Below are 14,721 nucleotides of genomic sequence, written 5' to 3'. Positions count from 1 at the left end.
CGGGCGTGCAGATCCTGCCGGAAATCGACAGGATCTGCGCACGCCGTCAGCGTTGCTCGAGCTTCTCGTCGGGATACCGCGCGAACCGGCCGGCGTCACGTTCGTGCACGGGACCGTCGCTGTCCCAGGGCCATCCGCCGAATCCGGTGCGGCGGTAGTCCTCGAACGCCTGGCGGACACCCGCCTCGTCGTTGAGCACGAACGGGCCGTACGAGACGACGGGTTCGCCGATCGGGCGACCCTGCAGCATCAGGATCTGCGTGCCCTCGTCGCCGCCGGTGAGGTGCACCGGCACCGACGCGTCGACGACGACCCCGTGCCCGGACTCGATCGTCCGGTCACCGATCCGCACGGGGGAACCGTTGTACACGTACAGGACCCGTTGCGTCTGCTCACCGCGCGCGGCCGGCAGTTCCCAGCGCGCACCGGACGACAGGTCGATGTTCCAGATCGCCACGTCGGTGCCGGGTCGGGACGCCCACGAATTCGGCGGGGGCGGCGGCGGAGTCACGTCGTCGAGCTCACCGGCGATGACGCGGACGGAGACGGTGCGTCCGTCCTCGTCCGAGACGGTCACGGTGGGGGTGTCCTCGTTCCACAGCATCGAGAAGTGCGGATCGACGGTCTTCGACTCGGCGGGCAGGTTCAGCCAGATCTGGAACAACTCGAGCGGATTGTCCGAATCCTTGTTCAGCAGAGGGAACATCTCGCTGTGGACGACCCCGTTGCCGGCGGTGAGCCACTGCGTGTCGCCCTCACCGAAACGCGCCGCCGCACCCACCGAATCGGAGTGGTCGACGAAACCCGAGCGCACGAAGGTCACCGTCTCGAAGCCGCGGTGCGGGTGGCCGGGGAATCCTGGGACGGTGGTGCCGTGGTACATGCTCCAGCCCGCCGGGTTGCCGAAGTCCTGGCCGATCGGGCGGCCGTCGAGCGACGCGTCGGGTCCGAGCTCGTCGTTGCCCGCCGGATACGCGTCGACGTGGTGTGCGACGAACAGGAAGGGATCGATCGTCTGCCAGGGCATACCGAGCCGGAAGACCTGGAGTACCGGAGTAGGGGCTGCTGACGTCATGACCCGTGCAACTACGTGCCCGTGCTCTTTGTTCCGGGCGGTGTGGTGGCCTCGCTGTCGTCGAGCACGCGCGCCCCGGCGGCGAACTTCTCGACCTGGTCACCCAGCCGGATCTGCGCGGGGACGGCTCCGCCGAGCAGGTCGCGGGCCAGGGCCGGGGAGTCACCGAGCGGCAGGTCGCTGCCGGCGATGACGACGTTGCCGTAGCGGCGTCCCTTGAACATCGCGGGGTCGGCGATGATCACGGTGTGCTCGAAGACCTCACCGATCGTCGCGGCCTCACGTTTCGCGACGGTCAGGTCGCGGAAGTCGCCGCAGTTGACGACGTAGACACCGCCGGGCGCGAGCACGCGTCGGGCGTGCTGTGTGAACTGGAGGGTGGTGAGTGCGACGGGAGTGCGGTTGTAGGCGAAGACATCCCGCACGATCACGTCGCGGCTCGCGTCGGAGAGCGAGGTGAGGACCTGACGGGCCTCCCCCACCCGGATACGCAGCAACGGAGCGCGGGGCAGATCGAACCAGTGGCGGACGAGTTCGGCGAGGCGACCGTCGATCTCGACGACGACCTGCCGAGCGTCGGGGTAGACCGCGGCGAAGTAGCGCGCCATCGTGCACGCACCCCCACCGAGGTGCAGCACGCGCAATCTCGAGTCGTGTTCGAACCTGCTCTCGACGAGCATCGCGATCCACCGCATGTACTCGAACTCGAGCAGGGCCGGGTCGCTCAGGTCGATGTGCGAGCTGGGCACCCCGTTGATCTCGAGGACCCATCCGTCGGCGAGATAGCGGTCCTTGACGAGCTCGCACGTACCCGTGTCGATGTCGTACAACCCCTCGGCCGGGCCGCCCGGTGCACCCGTCTTCTCCTTGCGCGGCGACGATGCGGCGCGGCCACCTCGTTGCCTGCTCATACGACGAGCCTAGTACCGGCTCGTTTGCCTCGGATCAGAGGCATCGTGCCGACGAACGAACTCTGGTCGGGGAAGAACAGCTGGTTGAACACCAGGCTCGCAGCCGTCGCGTAGAGGAAGAAGTCGTACCACTCCACCGTGGTGCCGAGCAGGCTCGCCGCGACCACGGTGCGTAGTCTCCTGCGACGATCGAGATCGGACTCGGGTGCGGAACTGGGCTGTGACAGCGTGGTCACGGACTCGATTCCCGGTGGTGGACAGCGTGCAACCCGGCGACGCCGACCACGTCCGACACATTCACACACGGGCGGGCAACGGCCCGGTCGACTTCCAGGCCGAATACATCCAGGTCGAGAACGCCCAGCTCCAGCGCATCCCCGATCCGGTGCCGCCGCTCTTCTTCGGCGGGTCCTCTCCCGCCGCCGGCACCGTCGCATCGCAGTTCTGCGACACCTATCTCACGTGGGGTGAGCCGCCGGCCGCCGTCTCCGACAAGATCGCGTGGATCCGCGGCCTTGCCGACATCCAGGGACGCACCCTCGACTACGGCATCCGCCTGCACGTCATCAGCCGGGACACCTCCGACGAGGCCTGGGCCGAGGCCGACCGCCTGCTCTCCGCGCTCGACCCCGCGACCATCGAGAAGGCCCAGCAGAGCCTGGCCCGCTCCGGTTCCGAGGGGCAGCGCCGGATGGTCGAGCTGCACGGCGGCGGCAGCGCTTACGCCGCGAGCAAGGACGCCCGCAGCCTCGAGGTCTCCCCCAACCTGTGGGCGGGCGTCGGACTCGTCCGTGGTGGCGCGGGCACCGCGCTCGTGGGTTCCCACGAGGAGGTCGCCGACCGCATCGCCGAGTACGCCGAGATCGGACTCGACCACTTCGTGCTGTCGGGCTACCCGCATCTCGAGGAGGCCTACCGCTTCGGTGAGGGCGTGCGTCCGATCCTCGAGCGTCGCGGCCTGCTCGCCCCGGCCTCCCACCGCCCGGGCGACCTGTCGGGCTCGACGGCCTTCCTGCCCTCCGCGCACTGACCATCCCCTGACACATCGATACAGCACAGCTCGACACAGCGCCGGCGCGAAATGTGTCGGCGCTGTTACAGCTGCGGCCCTCGTCGTGCGGATCCGTCCGCAGCACAGAGAATGGGGCCATGCCGGACCGAGGATTCACCTCCACACAGCTCGCCGCACGCGCGGCGTACCTGCTGCGTGGGAACGACCTGGGCGCCATGACGAGTGCCGCTCCCAAGCTCTATCCACACATGTGGAGTTGGGATGCGGCGTTCGTCGCCGTGGGGCTCGCGCCGCTCAGTGTCGAACGGGCGGTGGTCGAACTCGACACCCTGCTCTCGGCGCAGTGGAAGAACGGGATGATCCCACACATCGTCTTCGCCAACGGTGTCGACGGCTACTTCCCGGGCCCGGCGCGCTGGGCGGTCTCCGAACTGGCCGCGCACGCACCGGCGCAGGTGCAGACCTCGGGTATCACACAGCCTCCCGTGCACGCCATCGCCGTACAGCGCATCCTCGAGCATTCACGACGGCACGGCCGCTCGACACGTGCTGTCGCCGAGGAGTTCCTGGATCGCCGGTGGGCGGATCTCGTGCGGTGGCACCGCTGGCTCTCGCACGCACGCGATCTCGACGGCAACGGCCGCATCGCGCTGTACCACGGGTGGGAGTCGGGCATGGACAACTCCCCGCGCTGGGATACGGCGTACGCCAACGTTATCGCCGGTCCGGTGCCGCCCTTCCACCGCGAGGATCTCGAGCACGTCGCCGACGCCACCCAGCGACCCACCGACCGTGAATACGCGCGTTATCTGTGGTTGCTCGAGGAGATGAAGACGGCGCGTTACGAGGACAGCGTGCTCGCGAAGGCCATGAGCTTCGCGGTCGAGGACGTCTTCGTCAGCGCGGTGTTCTCGCTGTCGTGCGAGGTGCTTGCAACCATCGGTGAGGAGCATTCCCGTCCCAACGCGGATGTGCGCGAGCTGTATCAGTGGGCCGAGCGGTTCCGGAAGGGCGTGATCACCACGACCGACTCCCGCACGGGCGCGGCGAAGGATTTCGATCTACGCAGCGGGAAGTGGGTCGCCACCGACACTCTCGCGATGTTCGCGCCACTGCTGTGCGGAGGTCTCGACCGGCAGGCCGAGAGGGCGCTGCTGCGCACCTTCGAAGGGCCGAAGTTCTGCGGGCATCCGGATCTTCGCTATGCGGTACCGCCGTCGACGTCCCCCGTCTCGGGCGACTTCCGTCCCCGCGAGTACTGGCGCGGACCGGTGTGGCCCGTGATGACGTGGTTGTTCTCGTGGGCGTTCGCCCGTCGTGGCTGGGCCGAACGGGCCAACGTGCTTCGCGCGGAAGGACTCCGGCAGGCGAGCGACGGCACCTTCGCCGAGTACTACGAACCGTTCACCGGCGACCCGCTCGGCAGCATGCAGCAGTCGTGGACCGCCGCAGCGGTATTGGACTGGCTCGGATGACCCGTGCGTGGTTCCGGGAGCGAGCGCGACCGGAACCACGCACGAGGTGTCAGACCCCGATACGTCCGCCGTCGGACTTCCACGCCGCGACCACGGCGGGACGCGGCTGGGAGTCGCCTCCGTCGGGCCAGTGCGAGGCCGGCGACGCCCACGACGCGTCGTCGGTCTCCCCGGGATGCTGGACGCACACCACGACCCGGCCGTCCTGCACGATCGGCCCGCACGTCTCGGCGCCGATCGGCACGGTGAGGAACTGCTTCGTCTCACCGCGACGCGGACCGTCGAGGACGACGCTGAACAATCCGTCGTTGGAGCCGAGTGCGTTGCCGTCGGTCGAGATCCACAGATTGCCGTACGAATCGAAGGCCAGGTTGTCGGGGCACGAGATCGGACTGACCTGCGACTTGTCGAAGCCGCCGAAGTAGGTGTCGGCCTCGTTCGGGTCCCCGCACACGAGCAGCAGCCTCCACGTGAAGGACGTACCCGCGTGGTCGTCGTCGATCTCGAGGACCTGACCGTTCTTGTTGTTCTCGCGCGGATTCGCCTCGTCGGCCGGCGCGGCGCCGTCGACGCCGCGCTTGGTGTTGTTGGTGAGTGCGACGTAGACCTTGCCGGAGACCGGATTCGGTTCGAAGTCCTCGGGGCGATCCATCTTCGTCGCGCCCACCCGGTCGCCGGCGAGGCGGGTGAACACCGCGACCTCTTCGGCGCTCATGCCGTCGACCAGCGACTCGGCGCTGCCGTCCTCGTTCGCGCGCAGCAGCGGGATCCACTCGCCGCTGCCGCGGAACTCGCCGGCCTCGGGAAGTGTTCCGGATCCGTCGATCTCGTCCGGATGGTCACCGCTGAGCTTCGCGACGTAGAGCGTGCCGGCGTCGAGCAGGGTCATGTTGTGCCGCATCGCAGCTCGCGAGTTTCCGGGCTGCATCTTCCGCGACGAGACGAACTTGTACATGTAGTCGAAGCGTTCGTCGTCACCGCTGTACGACACGACGGTGCCGTCGTCGGTGATGTGGACGGTGGCCGCCTCGTGCTTGAACCGTCCCAGTGCGGTGTGCTTGACGGGCACCGAATTCGGATCCCACGGATCGATCTCGACGATCCACCCGAACCGGTTGACCTCGTTGGGTTCCGCGGCGATGTCGAAGCCCCGGTCGAATCGTTCCCACTTCCGTTCGGTTTCCGCGCCCTCGAGTCCGTACCGGGCGAGACGTTCGGCGACGACCGGGTCGGTGACGCTCTCGGCGTTGGCGAAGTACTGGTTGAAGTTCTCCTCGCCCGACAGCACGGTGCCCCACGGGGTGAGCCCGCCGGCGCAGTTGTTGAACGTCCCCGAGACCCGCGTGCCCGTCGGGTCGGCGGTGGTCTTCAGCAGGCCGCTGCCCGCGGCCGGTCCGGTGAGAAGGAACTCGGTTGTTCCGGTGATACGACGGTTGTATTCGCCGAATTCCGGTGTCAGGCGCCCGGTCCCGGGTTCGCCCTTCACCTGGACGACGGACAGCCCGTGACCGGCGATGCCGATGCGCACCTGTTCCTCGGTGGGGTCGTCCGCGTCGTAGTCGGCGAACATGAAGGGTTCGGTGGTGTATTCGTGATTGACGACGAGTAGGTAGGTGTCGGGTCGGCCGTCCACCGGGAGCAGGCCGGCGAAGTCGTTGTTGAACCCGAACTGCTTCTCCTGCGCGGTCGCCGTCTGGTTCCCGATGTCGAAGGCCGGGGCATCGGGCAGCACCGGATCGCCCCAGCGGATGACGACGTCGTTCTCGTACCCCTCCGGAACCGTCACCGCGTCATCGGTGTTCGGCGCGACCGCCGTGAAGTTGGTGCCGTCGGGCACCGGCCCGAGATCTCCCGCCGCCCCGGCGTCACTGCCGGCGGCCGCAGCGGAGTCGTCCGCACAGGCCGTCAGGACACCACCGGCGCCGACGGCGAGCACGGCCATGGCACCGCCTCGCAGGACCCCGCGACGCGAGACGGCGGCGCGCACGATGTCGCCGAAGTATTCACCGCGGGAGGTGTTCGGGACGGCGTGCGAACAGGCATCCCCGCACTTGTACTTGCACGTGATGTTCGAGCGCGACGATATGCCGTCGTGCGTGACGAACAAGGGCAGGACTCTACGGGCCACAACGTTCTCCTCGGAAATCGGTTCGACGCCGGAACCGTAGGAGCGTCAGGCGAGTCGGACGGAACGAGAAGGTGAACACCCGATGAGCATTCGGCGGCCGTGAGACGGCGGTCACAGAACGGGCCGAGGTCAGCCCGGGGCGATGCGGTCGAGATCCACGATCGGCCGTACACCGGGACGGTTGCCATCGGAGAATTCCTCGTCCCGCGACTGCTCGTCCTCGTCCTCGACCTCGCCGGGCCTGCCGTCGACGAAGGGCACCACCCGGTTCGTGATCGCGGTGTTGTATTCCGCGGGAGCCTGGATCGGATTGGCGTGTCCGGTGCGGTCGAGTTTCGACACCAGCAGCGTGCCGTCGACACCGCCGGACTGGTCGATCAGGATCCGGTGACTGTACTCGACGTCGACGACGTTGTCGTTGACGGCGTTCCGTGGCCGGAGGAACGCTATGGCGGGACGGATCTTGTCGTCGCGTTCGTCGGCGAGTGCCCTCAGGTTGTCGATTGCACCGGAGGCGACGATCGCCCGGAACTGCGATTCGATCAGTCCGTTGCTCGCGGCGTCGGTGGAGAAGATCTTGTCGTGGAGCACCTCGACCGCGACGTCGTGCAACTCTTCGGTGTCGATACGGCGGTACCACCGGTCCGAGGGAAGTACGAAACGGTCCATGCGGGCGACGACCTCGACGAGCATCCGCATACTGCGGCTCTCCCGCGCGCCGGGCAGCCAGCCGATCCAGCGCAACAGGTCCTCACCGGCGTCGCGCGCGTCGGCCCGCACGGCGTGCAGGTCGAGCGGCGTGCAGTCCAGGATCACGCCGGTCACCTCGAGATCGGTGTCCTGATACAGGTGCTGGGCGACCTCGAGGGCGATGATCCCACCCATGCTGTGCCCGGTGAGCACGATGTTCTCGATCCCGGACCACGCGGCACGCTCGCGGATCAGGCGGCTGACGACGGCGGTGTCGAGACCGCTGTTGTCGTACTCGACCGCCCACACCTGCCCGAGTTCGCTCAGTGCGGGCAGTGCCGTGGCGGTCTCGGTCGCGTCGAGGTTGCCCAGGCCCACCAGGTCGACGACCGCCGTGTCGCGGTCCTCCCGCGTCGCCGCGTCGTGGATCGGATGTAGCTGTGGCTGCGTGAGAGCGAGTCGCTCACGGACCGGCGCGACGTCCCATGCCCAGTACTGGGTGAACAGGGCGACGAGCGGGAGCGCCGCGACGGCGGTGCGCGCGAGGGCTCGTCGAAGCCGGCCGAACCGTACCCAGTGATGACCGGCGCGGGTATCGCGGAGACGTCGCCGCCGCCGACCGTCGTCCCAGTCGTCGGCGGTGCAGGGCGGTAGCCATGGTGCGTTCGACATGCACCACCGATGCTACCGACGTACTGTGCTCGGCTCAGGGTCCGTCGGCACGGGCCGGGATCAGCTCAGCCCCGTCAGCGGGGGTGCGGAGTTGTCGTCTCGCCACGCGATGGCTTCGCGCAGTTCGGTGAGGTCGTAGTCGGGACCACCGACACCCACCGTGAACTGCGTGATCCCGAGCTCCACATAGGACGGGGCCGCGTCGGCGCCGGGCCACGAAGTGGACCGTTCGATGTCCTCGGGTCGACGACCGGCCTCGGCGCAGCGCTGCGCGAGGATCTCGGATTTCTCGGCGTGGGTCTCCATCTCGCCGAAGCTGTGCCAGATGTCCGCGTACTTCGCGACCATCGGAAGCGTCTTCTTCGGGCCGCCGCCACCGATGAGGATGGGAATGTGCCGGGTGGGCTGCGGGTTCAGCTTGCCGAGGCGATTCACGATGCGGGGCATGTACTCGGCGAGCAGGTCGAGGCGGGAGCCCTTGGTGCCGAACTCGTAGCCGTACTCGTCGTAATCTCGTTCGAACCAGCCCGAGCCGATGCCGAGGATGAGACGACCGCCGCTGATGTGGTCGACGGTGCGGGCCATGTCGGCGAGCAGGTCGGGGTTGCGGTAGCCGCCACCGGTGACCAGTGCGCCGATCTCCACGCGCTCGGTCTGCTCCGCCCAGGCGCCGAGCATCGTCCAGCACTCGAAGTGGGCGCCGTCGGGGTTGCCGTAGAGCGGGTAGAAGTGGTCCCAGTTGAACACGATGTCGGCGCCTGCGTCCTCGGCGCGGAGCACGGTGTCGCGGATGACGCCGTAATCGGGTTGCTGCTGGGGCTGTAGTTGGAGTCCGATGCGAATGGGGCGCGTCATGGAGTCCAGGTTAAGAGAGTGTGTCTCATGTGGACGGCTTCTTGAAGCAAGTGAGTGCAGCACCGAGATGGAGGAACCCGACGAAATGTTCCCCGCCGGGCTCGATAGCGATCGGCGGACGAGGGGAACGCGCACGACGATGACCTCCAGCTCGGGCGCAGCCGGACGGCGGGCCGGGTCCGGGGACATGTCGGCAGTTTCCCGCGCGTCCTTCTCCAGAGTCGCTGCGGTCTCGGCGAACTGGTCGAGGGCGGGATTCACGCCGACGAGTGTGAATCGCGTCCGATCACGGTGACGTCGCCACCCCACAGGTCGCCGAGGATTCGGACGAGGAACGCGGTGCTGTGATCCCAGCCGTCGCGCTGGGCGCCGGCGCCGTAAGAGCCGCCGCGGGTGATGAGTAGAACGACGGGCTTACCGTCGAGGAATCGATCGCTGGCGACGCCACCGGCAATGACAAGGTCGATCAGAGGTACTGCAGTCGGGACCGGCGGGGGATGTCGCCGAATTTACCGGCGTGAAAGTCCTCGAACGCATTGGTGATTTCCACCTTGGTGTTCATGACGAACGGTCCGCCGAGCACCACGGGTTCGCCGATCGGCGGTCCGCTGAAGGTAAGGATTCGTGCGGGGGTGTCGCCGTCGGTGGTGTCGATGTCGATGGTGGACGAGCCAGCGTGCGTGCACCCGGAGCGCAGCGCCGGCAGATGGACGAGCAGAGGGAACGAAAGCCGCACCTCGCGCCTTTTGGTACCGAATGCCGTACCGAAGTGGTACCGTTTAATGTACCGGTTCAAGAGCTGGGCCGAGAGACTTCGAGGAAGGAGTACCTATGGCTGCCATCACTGCTACCGAAGCGAGAAAAAACTTCTTTCCGCTGCTCGAACAGGTCAACAAGGACCACACCCCTGTGGAAATCGTATCCAAGCGGGGCAATGCCGTCCTGATGTCGAAGGATGACTACGACGCCATGCTCGAGACCTCGTACCTGATGCAGTCTCCGGCCAACGCCCGACGACTGCTCGCCAGCATGCAGAGAGCTCGCGGAGGTGAATACACCGAAAGGGAACTCATCGAGTGAACATCACCTTCACCGACGAAGCGTGGGACGACTACCAGTTCTGGATCTCGACCGACAGAAAACAGCTCGAGCGTGTCAACGAGCTGGTCAGGGATTGCCAACGAGACCCGTACTCGGGGATCGGCAAACCCGAACGGCTCAGACATGCCCTGTCAGGACTGTGGTCTCGACGTATCGACAAAGAACACCGCCTGGTCTACGAGGTCATCGACGGTGCCCTGGTCATCATCGCCGCCCGCTACCACTACTGACCCGATCCACGGTCCGACGACCGAATCCGGGCAGGATTATCACTTCTGACTGAGCAACCGCAGACACATCCTTGCCGATGGTCGGGGGGTTGCTTGCAGGTCAGCGACAGTCGACATGCACCGAGACATACACCCGGCCACTGTGCTCGCCGCTCCACTGGTCCGGACCTTCGACGGCCGCGGCGATGTCGAACTGGTCGGGTTCGGACCAGTCCACCGGCTCGGGTGCCGCGATCAATGCGGTGGTGTCGAGCTCGGCGGACGGGAACTGCTGGTCGGTGTTGCCCACCGTCAGTACCGGCGAGCCGCACGCAGCGCGGAGCAGATGGTCGATGGCCGATGTGCGCCACGCGGTCGCCGAGAACCGGATCGTGTCCTGAGCGAGTAAGTCCACTGCCTGCCCGACACCGACGACGTGCGCCGCGGCCATCTCCACCCCGGTGCTTATGCCGCTGTCGAGCAGCCACGCATGGAATATGGGTATGAGCCGCTGGTACTCGTCGACCGCGGTTCGGCGAGAGCGATCTGCGAGCGAGACCATCGTCCCCTGGTTCTTCTGCGCTCGCTTCTCGGCTTTCGCGGCGCGCTTCTGCCCGGCCGAACCTCTGCTCTTGTCGGACATGTGGCAGGACCTTTCATCGACGACCGGTTTCTGTCGCGCCCACCCGATGCATTCCTGCCTCGCACACGCGTGTCCGGCAGGCTTGTCGGCGGGCGATCGGTATCGGACACTGCTCGGTATGTATCGCCGAGCGAAAGGCCGCCGAACTTCGTGGACATGGTGATCGCCCGCAACCCGGACCCGGAATCACGGCTGCCGTTCCTGCTGCGCCTGCCCCTGTCGGACGGACTGGTGTTTCGCACCTCCGACACCTGGCCGCGTACCAAAGCCCTGTTCTGCTATCCCGTTCCGGCCGACGAGTGGCCTGAGGACCCCGAGATCGTCGAGCAGGTTCGGTTGCGTTCGTGTGTGCGTCGCGGCGCCGCGATCGACGTGGTCCTGGACCGGGGACGGGAGAACCGGTCGCAGATCGTGTTCACCCAAGCTCGGGGGCGCGATGCCGTGTTCTGGCAATCCCCGCGCACTCGGAAGCAGGCACGTCCGAATGTGCGCACCCCCACCGCCCGAGCCGCCGGCATCGCCGAACTGACGATCGTCGTCGATTCCCACGAGCGTTACCCCTACAAATTCCCCGGGCAGCAGGTCGACACCGTCCGCCGTGTGTTGGCGTGCGGAGACTACGGTCTGCTCGTCGACGACCGGTTGGTCGCCTCGGTCGAACGCAAGTCGTTGGCCGACCTGGTAGGCAGCCTGACCAGCGGGAGGCTGCGTTTCGCGATGGCCGAGCTCGCTGCCCTGCCCCGCGCCGCAGTGGTGGTCGAAGACCGTTACTCGGCGGTGTTCAAGTTCGAACGGGTCCGGCCGGCGATGATCGCGGACGGTCTCGCCGAGCTGCAGGTCCGCTACCCCGGTGTGCCGATCGTGTTCTGCGAGACTCGTCAGCTCGCCGAGGAGTGGACCTACCGCTATCTCGCCGCCGCGCACGAGTGGACCGGCGTCGAGGACGCGGCGTGTGACCGCATCACACCGCAGCACAAGGACGCTCCCACCGCGGAACCGTCCACCGCCGACGTACGCGCGTGGGCCCGCGGCGAGGGCATGAAGGTCCCCGATCGTGGCCGGCTCCGTCCCCAGGTTTGGGCGGCCTGGCGCAACGCTCACGCCTCGGGGTGAGGCTGAACGCCGCAGCAGCCGATGCCACGTCCTGCCGTTTCGTGCGGAAGGCGCGGCGACTGCCACGCGCGCTCGATAGACCGCGCCCCATCCAGCGGTTCGACGCCACGCCGTGCTGAGCACGGCGATCACGTCATCGTCGAGCATGATTACTGAATCGTCCCTGATTTCATCGAGGGTGAGCCAGGCATCCCGGAAGGATCACCCCAGACTCATCATGGCGAACTACAAATACCCTCAGGAACTGGCGTGAGCGAGCGACCCGACTCGCCGTCGAAGCCCGCCGTGACCCCGACACCCGCACCGGCGCGCCATCAACCGGATCGCCGAGCAGACCGGCGTCCACAAGGAAGCCCTGCGGACCTGGGTGCGCAAAGCCGAAGACGACGAGCTCCCGACCGAGCCGGTCGATGCCGAAGCGCGCATCCGCCGTCCGGAGAAAGAGAACCGCGAACTACGGCAGTTGATGGAGATATTTCGCTCTGCCACAGTGTTTTTCGTGAAGGTGGAGTTCGTCCCCCGCAAGTGGGAGGTGGCCCCACGCCGACTGAAGTAATCGCCTGTGTTCATCGACGAACACAAACACCGCTGGGGGATCGAACCGATCTGTCGCGTTCTGTCGGAGAACACCGGCCGGGAAGACGTCGAAGCGGCCACCGTGCAATGGGTGCATTGGTTCGATACCGAACGGGTCCACGGCATACTCGACTACCGCACCTCGACCGAGATCGAGACCGCCTGCTACGCACAACCACCGGCCGCACCTGCGGCCTGAGGACTGAACACACGCTCAGCCTCAACAAGACTCGGGACTTGACGATCCAGTGGAACAACCCGACCCGAGTGGTCGGACGATCAGCCATGCCAGCAGAGCGATCGTTACCGCACAACCATATTCACAGCAACGCGCTCAGCTGATCGGTGCATTCGGGCTAAGGAAACATCTCGTATCGTCGCCCGAGTTCCCGCAGGAAGGACTCGAGAACGAGGTCGAAGCTCTCGGCATCGATCTCGGCGGCGTACTCGCGAAGCCGATGCGCCTGCGACAGATGCGGATACCGCTCGTTGTAGGTGTCGATGTGATCGTCGAATCCGCCCGCGAACGAGGTGATCGCGGAACCGATGACGATGTACTTGATCGAGGCTCCGATCATCGTCGCGAAGCGGGGCGGCCAGCCGGCGCGGGTGAGGCCGCCGTGGATGGCGTCGGACGCCTGGAGGGAGACGGGCCGGGTGCCGGGACTCGAGGCGAGGAAGGGCACCATATTCGGGTGCGCGGCGAGCGCGTCGCGGTAGGTGCGAGCCCAGCGTCGGAGCGCTTCCTGCCAGTCGTCCTCGGCGAACCCGCTGACGTCGACCGATTCACCGATGGCGTCGGCGATGTCGTCGAGCAGTTCTTCCTTGGTGGCGTAGTGGCTGTACAGCGACGGGGCGCGAACACCCAGTTCGGCGGCGATCCGACGCATCGAGACGGCGTCGAGGCCGTGCTCGTCGACGAGTCGTAGCGTGACGTCGCGGATGAGCTCACGGCTGAGCAGAGGCGTGCGCGGGCGCGCCATCCATCGTCCTCCTTCCGGCCCGACCTGGACGAGCTAACAATGTAAGGTTAGTTTGGAATCGCGAGAAGCGCTACGGCGCCGGCATCCCTGGAAGGTCCCTCCATGAACCTGAAGCTCACCGAGGAGGAGCGTGCGTTCCGCGACGAACTGCGCACCTTCTTCACCACCGAGATCCCCGCCGAAGTGCGTGCGAAGACCGCCTCCGGCACTCCGCTGGGCAAGGACGACTACGTCGCCGTCCAGCGCATCCTGCATTCGCGCGGCCTCGCCGTTCCCAACTGGCCCGTCGAATGGGGCGGTCAGGACTGGACGCCGATGCAGCGCAACATCTGGCTCAGCGAGCTGCAGCTCGCGTCGGTGCCCGACCCGCTGCCGTTCAACGCGTCCATGATCGGGCCGGTCATCGCACAGTTCGGCTCGCAGGAGATGAAGGAACGCTTCCTCCCCGCCACCGCCAACCTCGACATCTGGTGGTGCCAGGGCTTCTCCGAGCCCGAGGCCGGCTCCGACCTCGCGTCCCTCAAGACCCGCGCCGTCCGCGACGGTGACGACTACATCGTCAACGGTCAGAAGACGTGGACGACGCTCGCGCAGCACGCCGACTGGATCTTCTGCCTCGTCCGCACCGATCCGAACGCGAAGAAGCAGGCCGGCATCTCGATGCTGCTCTTCCCGATGGACACCCCGGGCGTCACCCTCCGTCCGATCAAACTGATCGACGGCGGCTACGAGGTCAACGAGGTCTTCTTCGAAGACGTGCGCGTTCCCGCCGAGAACCTCGTCGGCGAGGAGAACACCGGCTGGACGCAGGCGAAGTTCCTGCTCGGCAACGAGCGCACCGGCATCGCCCGGGTCGGCGCCACCAAGGTCAAGCTCGCGCGGGCGAAGTCCCTCGCGGCCGAGACCCGCTACGGCAGCGGCTCGCTGCTCGACGACCCGATCTTCGCGGCACGCCTGGCCGAACTCGAGAACGAGCTGCTCGCTCTCGAGCTCACCCAGCTACGCGTCGTCGCCGGCTCGGCCGACGGCAAGCCCAACCCGGCATCGTCGCTGCTCAAGATGCGCGGCTCCGAGTTGCAGCAGGCCGCGACCGAACTGCTCGTCGACATCGCCGGCCCCGATTCGCTGCCCGCCGGCGAGGCCGGTATCGACTCGCCCGACTGGGCGCAGCTGACGATGCCGACCTACCTCAACAACCGCAAGGTCACCATCTACGGCGGGTCGAACGAGGTTCAGCGTTCGATCATCGCTTCCTCGATTCTCGGACTGTGAGGCCCC

At 66.8% G+C, this 14,721-nt stretch carries 15 protein-coding genes and 2 pseudogenes; 8 read left to right on the top strand and 9 right to left on the bottom strand.

What is annotated here, in order from left to right:
- Positions 1-46: 46 nt before the first annotated feature.
- The 3 genes and pseudogenes from KXC42_RS24005 to KXC42_RS23995 all read right to left on the bottom strand — a co-directional run.
- The gene (locus KXC42_RS24005; RefSeq protein ID WP_006550864.1) at positions 47-1,027 is read right to left on the bottom strand and encodes a pirin family protein; all 981 of its coding nucleotides are present in this window, start codon (positions 1,025-1,027) and stop codon (positions 47-49) included.
- A 59-nt stretch (positions 1,028-1,086) separates the two neighbouring features.
- Positions 1,087-1,986, bottom strand: coding sequence for a spermidine synthase (locus KXC42_RS24000; protein ID WP_006550863.1), 900 nt, complete (start codon positions 1,984-1,986; stop codon positions 1,087-1,089).
- Between the two features lie 41 nt (positions 1,987-2,027).
- Positions 2,028-2,222 (bottom strand): annotated as a pseudogene (locus tag KXC42_RS23995) (MFS transporter); the annotation flags it as partial.
- Between the two features lie 71 nt (positions 2,223-2,293).
- On the opposite strand from KXC42_RS23995, the pseudogene KXC42_RS23990 reads away from it, so the two are divergent.
- A pseudogene (locus KXC42_RS23990) lies at positions 2,294-3,016 on the top strand (LLM class flavin-dependent oxidoreductase); the annotation flags it as partial.
- Between the two features lie 119 nt (positions 3,017-3,135).
- Positions 3,136-4,473 carry an amylo-alpha-1,6-glucosidase gene (locus tag KXC42_RS23985; protein WP_006550860.1) on the top strand — a complete coding sequence of 446 codons (1,338 nt, stop codon included), beginning with the start codon at positions 3,136-3,138 and terminating at the stop codon, positions 4,471-4,473.
- A gap of 49 nt (positions 4,474-4,522) precedes the next feature.
- Here KXC42_RS23985 and KXC42_RS23980 read toward each other — a convergent pair whose 3' ends face one another.
- From KXC42_RS23980 to KXC42_RS23965, 4 genes are all read right to left on the bottom strand, one after another.
- Positions 4,523-6,601 carry a PhoX family phosphatase gene (locus tag KXC42_RS23980; protein WP_219129718.1) on the bottom strand — a complete coding sequence of 693 codons (2,079 nt, stop codon included), beginning with the start codon at positions 6,599-6,601 and terminating at the stop codon, positions 4,523-4,525.
- Between the two features lie 129 nt (positions 6,602-6,730).
- A complete protein-coding gene (locus KXC42_RS23975) occupies positions 6,731-7,963 on the bottom strand; it encodes an alpha/beta fold hydrolase (protein ID WP_219129717.1) in 1,233 nt (410 codons plus the stop codon).
- Positions 7,964-8,023: 60 nt separating this feature from the next.
- The gene (locus tag KXC42_RS23970; protein WP_006550857.1) at positions 8,024-8,818 is read right to left on the bottom strand and encodes an LLM class F420-dependent oxidoreductase; all 795 of its coding nucleotides are present in this window, start codon (positions 8,816-8,818) and stop codon (positions 8,024-8,026) included.
- 466 nt (positions 8,819-9,284) lie between these two features.
- Positions 9,285-9,554 (bottom strand): pirin-like C-terminal cupin domain-containing protein, encoded by a 270-nt coding sequence (locus tag KXC42_RS23965; RefSeq protein WP_019290514.1) that lies wholly within the window; start codon positions 9,552-9,554, stop codon positions 9,285-9,287.
- Between the two features lie 95 nt (positions 9,555-9,649).
- Between KXC42_RS23965 and KXC42_RS23960 the strand changes: the two genes are divergently transcribed.
- Positions 9,650-9,898, top strand: coding sequence for a type II toxin-antitoxin system Phd/YefM family antitoxin (locus tag KXC42_RS23960; protein WP_006550855.1), 249 nt, complete (start codon positions 9,650-9,652; stop codon positions 9,896-9,898).
- Positions 9,895-10,149: a Txe/YoeB family addiction module toxin gene (locus tag KXC42_RS23955; RefSeq protein WP_006550854.1), complete on the top strand. Its 255-nt coding sequence runs from the start codon at positions 9,895-9,897 to the stop codon at positions 10,147-10,149. Before KXC42_RS23960 ends, KXC42_RS23955 begins: the two co-directional genes overlap by 4 nt.
- Before the next feature lie 100 nt (positions 10,150-10,249).
- Here KXC42_RS23955 and KXC42_RS23950 read toward each other — a convergent pair whose 3' ends face one another.
- Positions 10,250-10,771, bottom strand: a complete 522-nt coding sequence (locus tag KXC42_RS23950; protein ID WP_006550853.1) for a hypothetical protein — start codon at positions 10,769-10,771, stop codon at positions 10,250-10,252.
- Positions 10,772-10,927: 156 nt separating this feature from the next.
- On the opposite strand from KXC42_RS23950, the gene KXC42_RS23945 reads away from it, so the two are divergent.
- The 3 genes from KXC42_RS23945 (at position 10,928) to KXC42_RS23935 (ending at position 12,659) form a co-directional block, all read left to right on the top strand.
- Positions 10,928-11,884 (top strand): ERCC4 domain-containing protein, encoded by a 957-nt coding sequence (locus tag KXC42_RS23945; protein WP_039584493.1) that lies wholly within the window; start codon positions 10,928-10,930, stop codon positions 11,882-11,884.
- Positions 11,885-12,197: 313 nt separating this feature from the next.
- Positions 12,198-12,440, top strand: coding sequence for a transposase (locus KXC42_RS23940; RefSeq protein WP_219130546.1), 243 nt, complete (start codon positions 12,198-12,200; stop codon positions 12,438-12,440).
- A gap of 6 nt (positions 12,441-12,446) precedes the next feature.
- Positions 12,447-12,659: a hypothetical protein gene (locus KXC42_RS23935; protein ID WP_019290520.1), complete on the top strand. Its 213-nt coding sequence runs from the start codon at positions 12,447-12,449 to the stop codon at positions 12,657-12,659.
- Positions 12,660-12,816: 157 nt separating this feature from the next.
- On the opposite strand, the gene KXC42_RS23930 is transcribed toward KXC42_RS23935, so the two are convergent.
- Entirely contained in the window at positions 12,817-13,443 is a 627-nt protein-coding gene (locus tag KXC42_RS23930) for a TetR/AcrR family transcriptional regulator (protein ID WP_006550849.1), read from the bottom strand.
- Between the two features lie 102 nt (positions 13,444-13,545).
- Between KXC42_RS23930 and KXC42_RS23925 the strand changes: the two genes are divergently transcribed.
- On the top strand, positions 13,546-14,715 hold the full coding sequence (locus KXC42_RS23925; RefSeq protein ID WP_019290521.1) for an acyl-CoA dehydrogenase family protein: 1,170 nt from the start codon (positions 13,546-13,548) through the stop codon (positions 14,713-14,715).
- The last annotated feature ends 6 nt before the right edge of the window (positions 14,716-14,721 follow it).

It is taken from the genome of Rhodococcus sp. LW-XY12 (assembly GCF_019317345.1).
GTDB lineage: Bacteria > Actinomycetota > Actinomycetes > Mycobacteriales > Mycobacteriaceae > Rhodococcus > Rhodococcus pyridinivorans.
The sequence above is the reverse complement of the archived record's forward strand: the minus strand, read 5'-3'. Positions and strand labels throughout refer to the sequence as shown.

Bases quoted from the DNA above. Each gene is read 5' to 3' on its own strand.
- KXC42_RS23930 (WP_006550849.1), bottom strand. From the start codon at position 13,443: ATGGCGCGCCCGCGCACGCCTCTGCTCAGCCGTGAGCTCATCCGCGAC.
- KXC42_RS23950 (WP_006550853.1), bottom strand. From the start codon at position 10,771: ATGTCCGACAAGAGCAGAGGTTCGGCCGGGCAGAAGCGCGCCGCGAAA.
- KXC42_RS24005 (WP_006550864.1), bottom strand. From the start codon at position 1,027: ATGCCCTGGCAGACGATCGATCCCTTCCTGTTCGTCGCACACCACGTC.
- KXC42_RS23985 (WP_006550860.1), top strand. From the start codon at position 3,136: ATGCCGGACCGAGGATTCACCTCCACACAGCTCGCCGCACGCGCGGCG.
- KXC42_RS23925 (WP_019290521.1), top strand. From the start codon at position 13,546: ATGAACCTGAAGCTCACCGAGGAGGAGCGTGCGTTCCGCGACGAACTG.
- KXC42_RS23960 (WP_006550855.1), top strand. From the start codon at position 9,650: ATGGCTGCCATCACTGCTACCGAAGCGAGAAAAAACTTCTTTCCGCTG.
- KXC42_RS24000 (WP_006550863.1), bottom strand. From the start codon at position 1,986: ATGAGCAGGCAACGAGGTGGCCGCGCCGCATCGTCGCCGCGCAAGGAG.
- KXC42_RS23945 (WP_039584493.1), top strand. From the start codon at position 10,928: ATGGTGATCGCCCGCAACCCGGACCCGGAATCACGGCTGCCGTTCCTG.
- KXC42_RS23975 (WP_219129717.1), bottom strand. From the start codon at position 7,963: ATGTCGAACGCACCATGGCTACCGCCCTGCACCGCCGACGACTGGGAC.
- KXC42_RS23970 (WP_006550857.1), bottom strand. From the start codon at position 8,818: ATGACGCGCCCCATTCGCATCGGACTCCAACTACAGCCCCAGCAGCAA.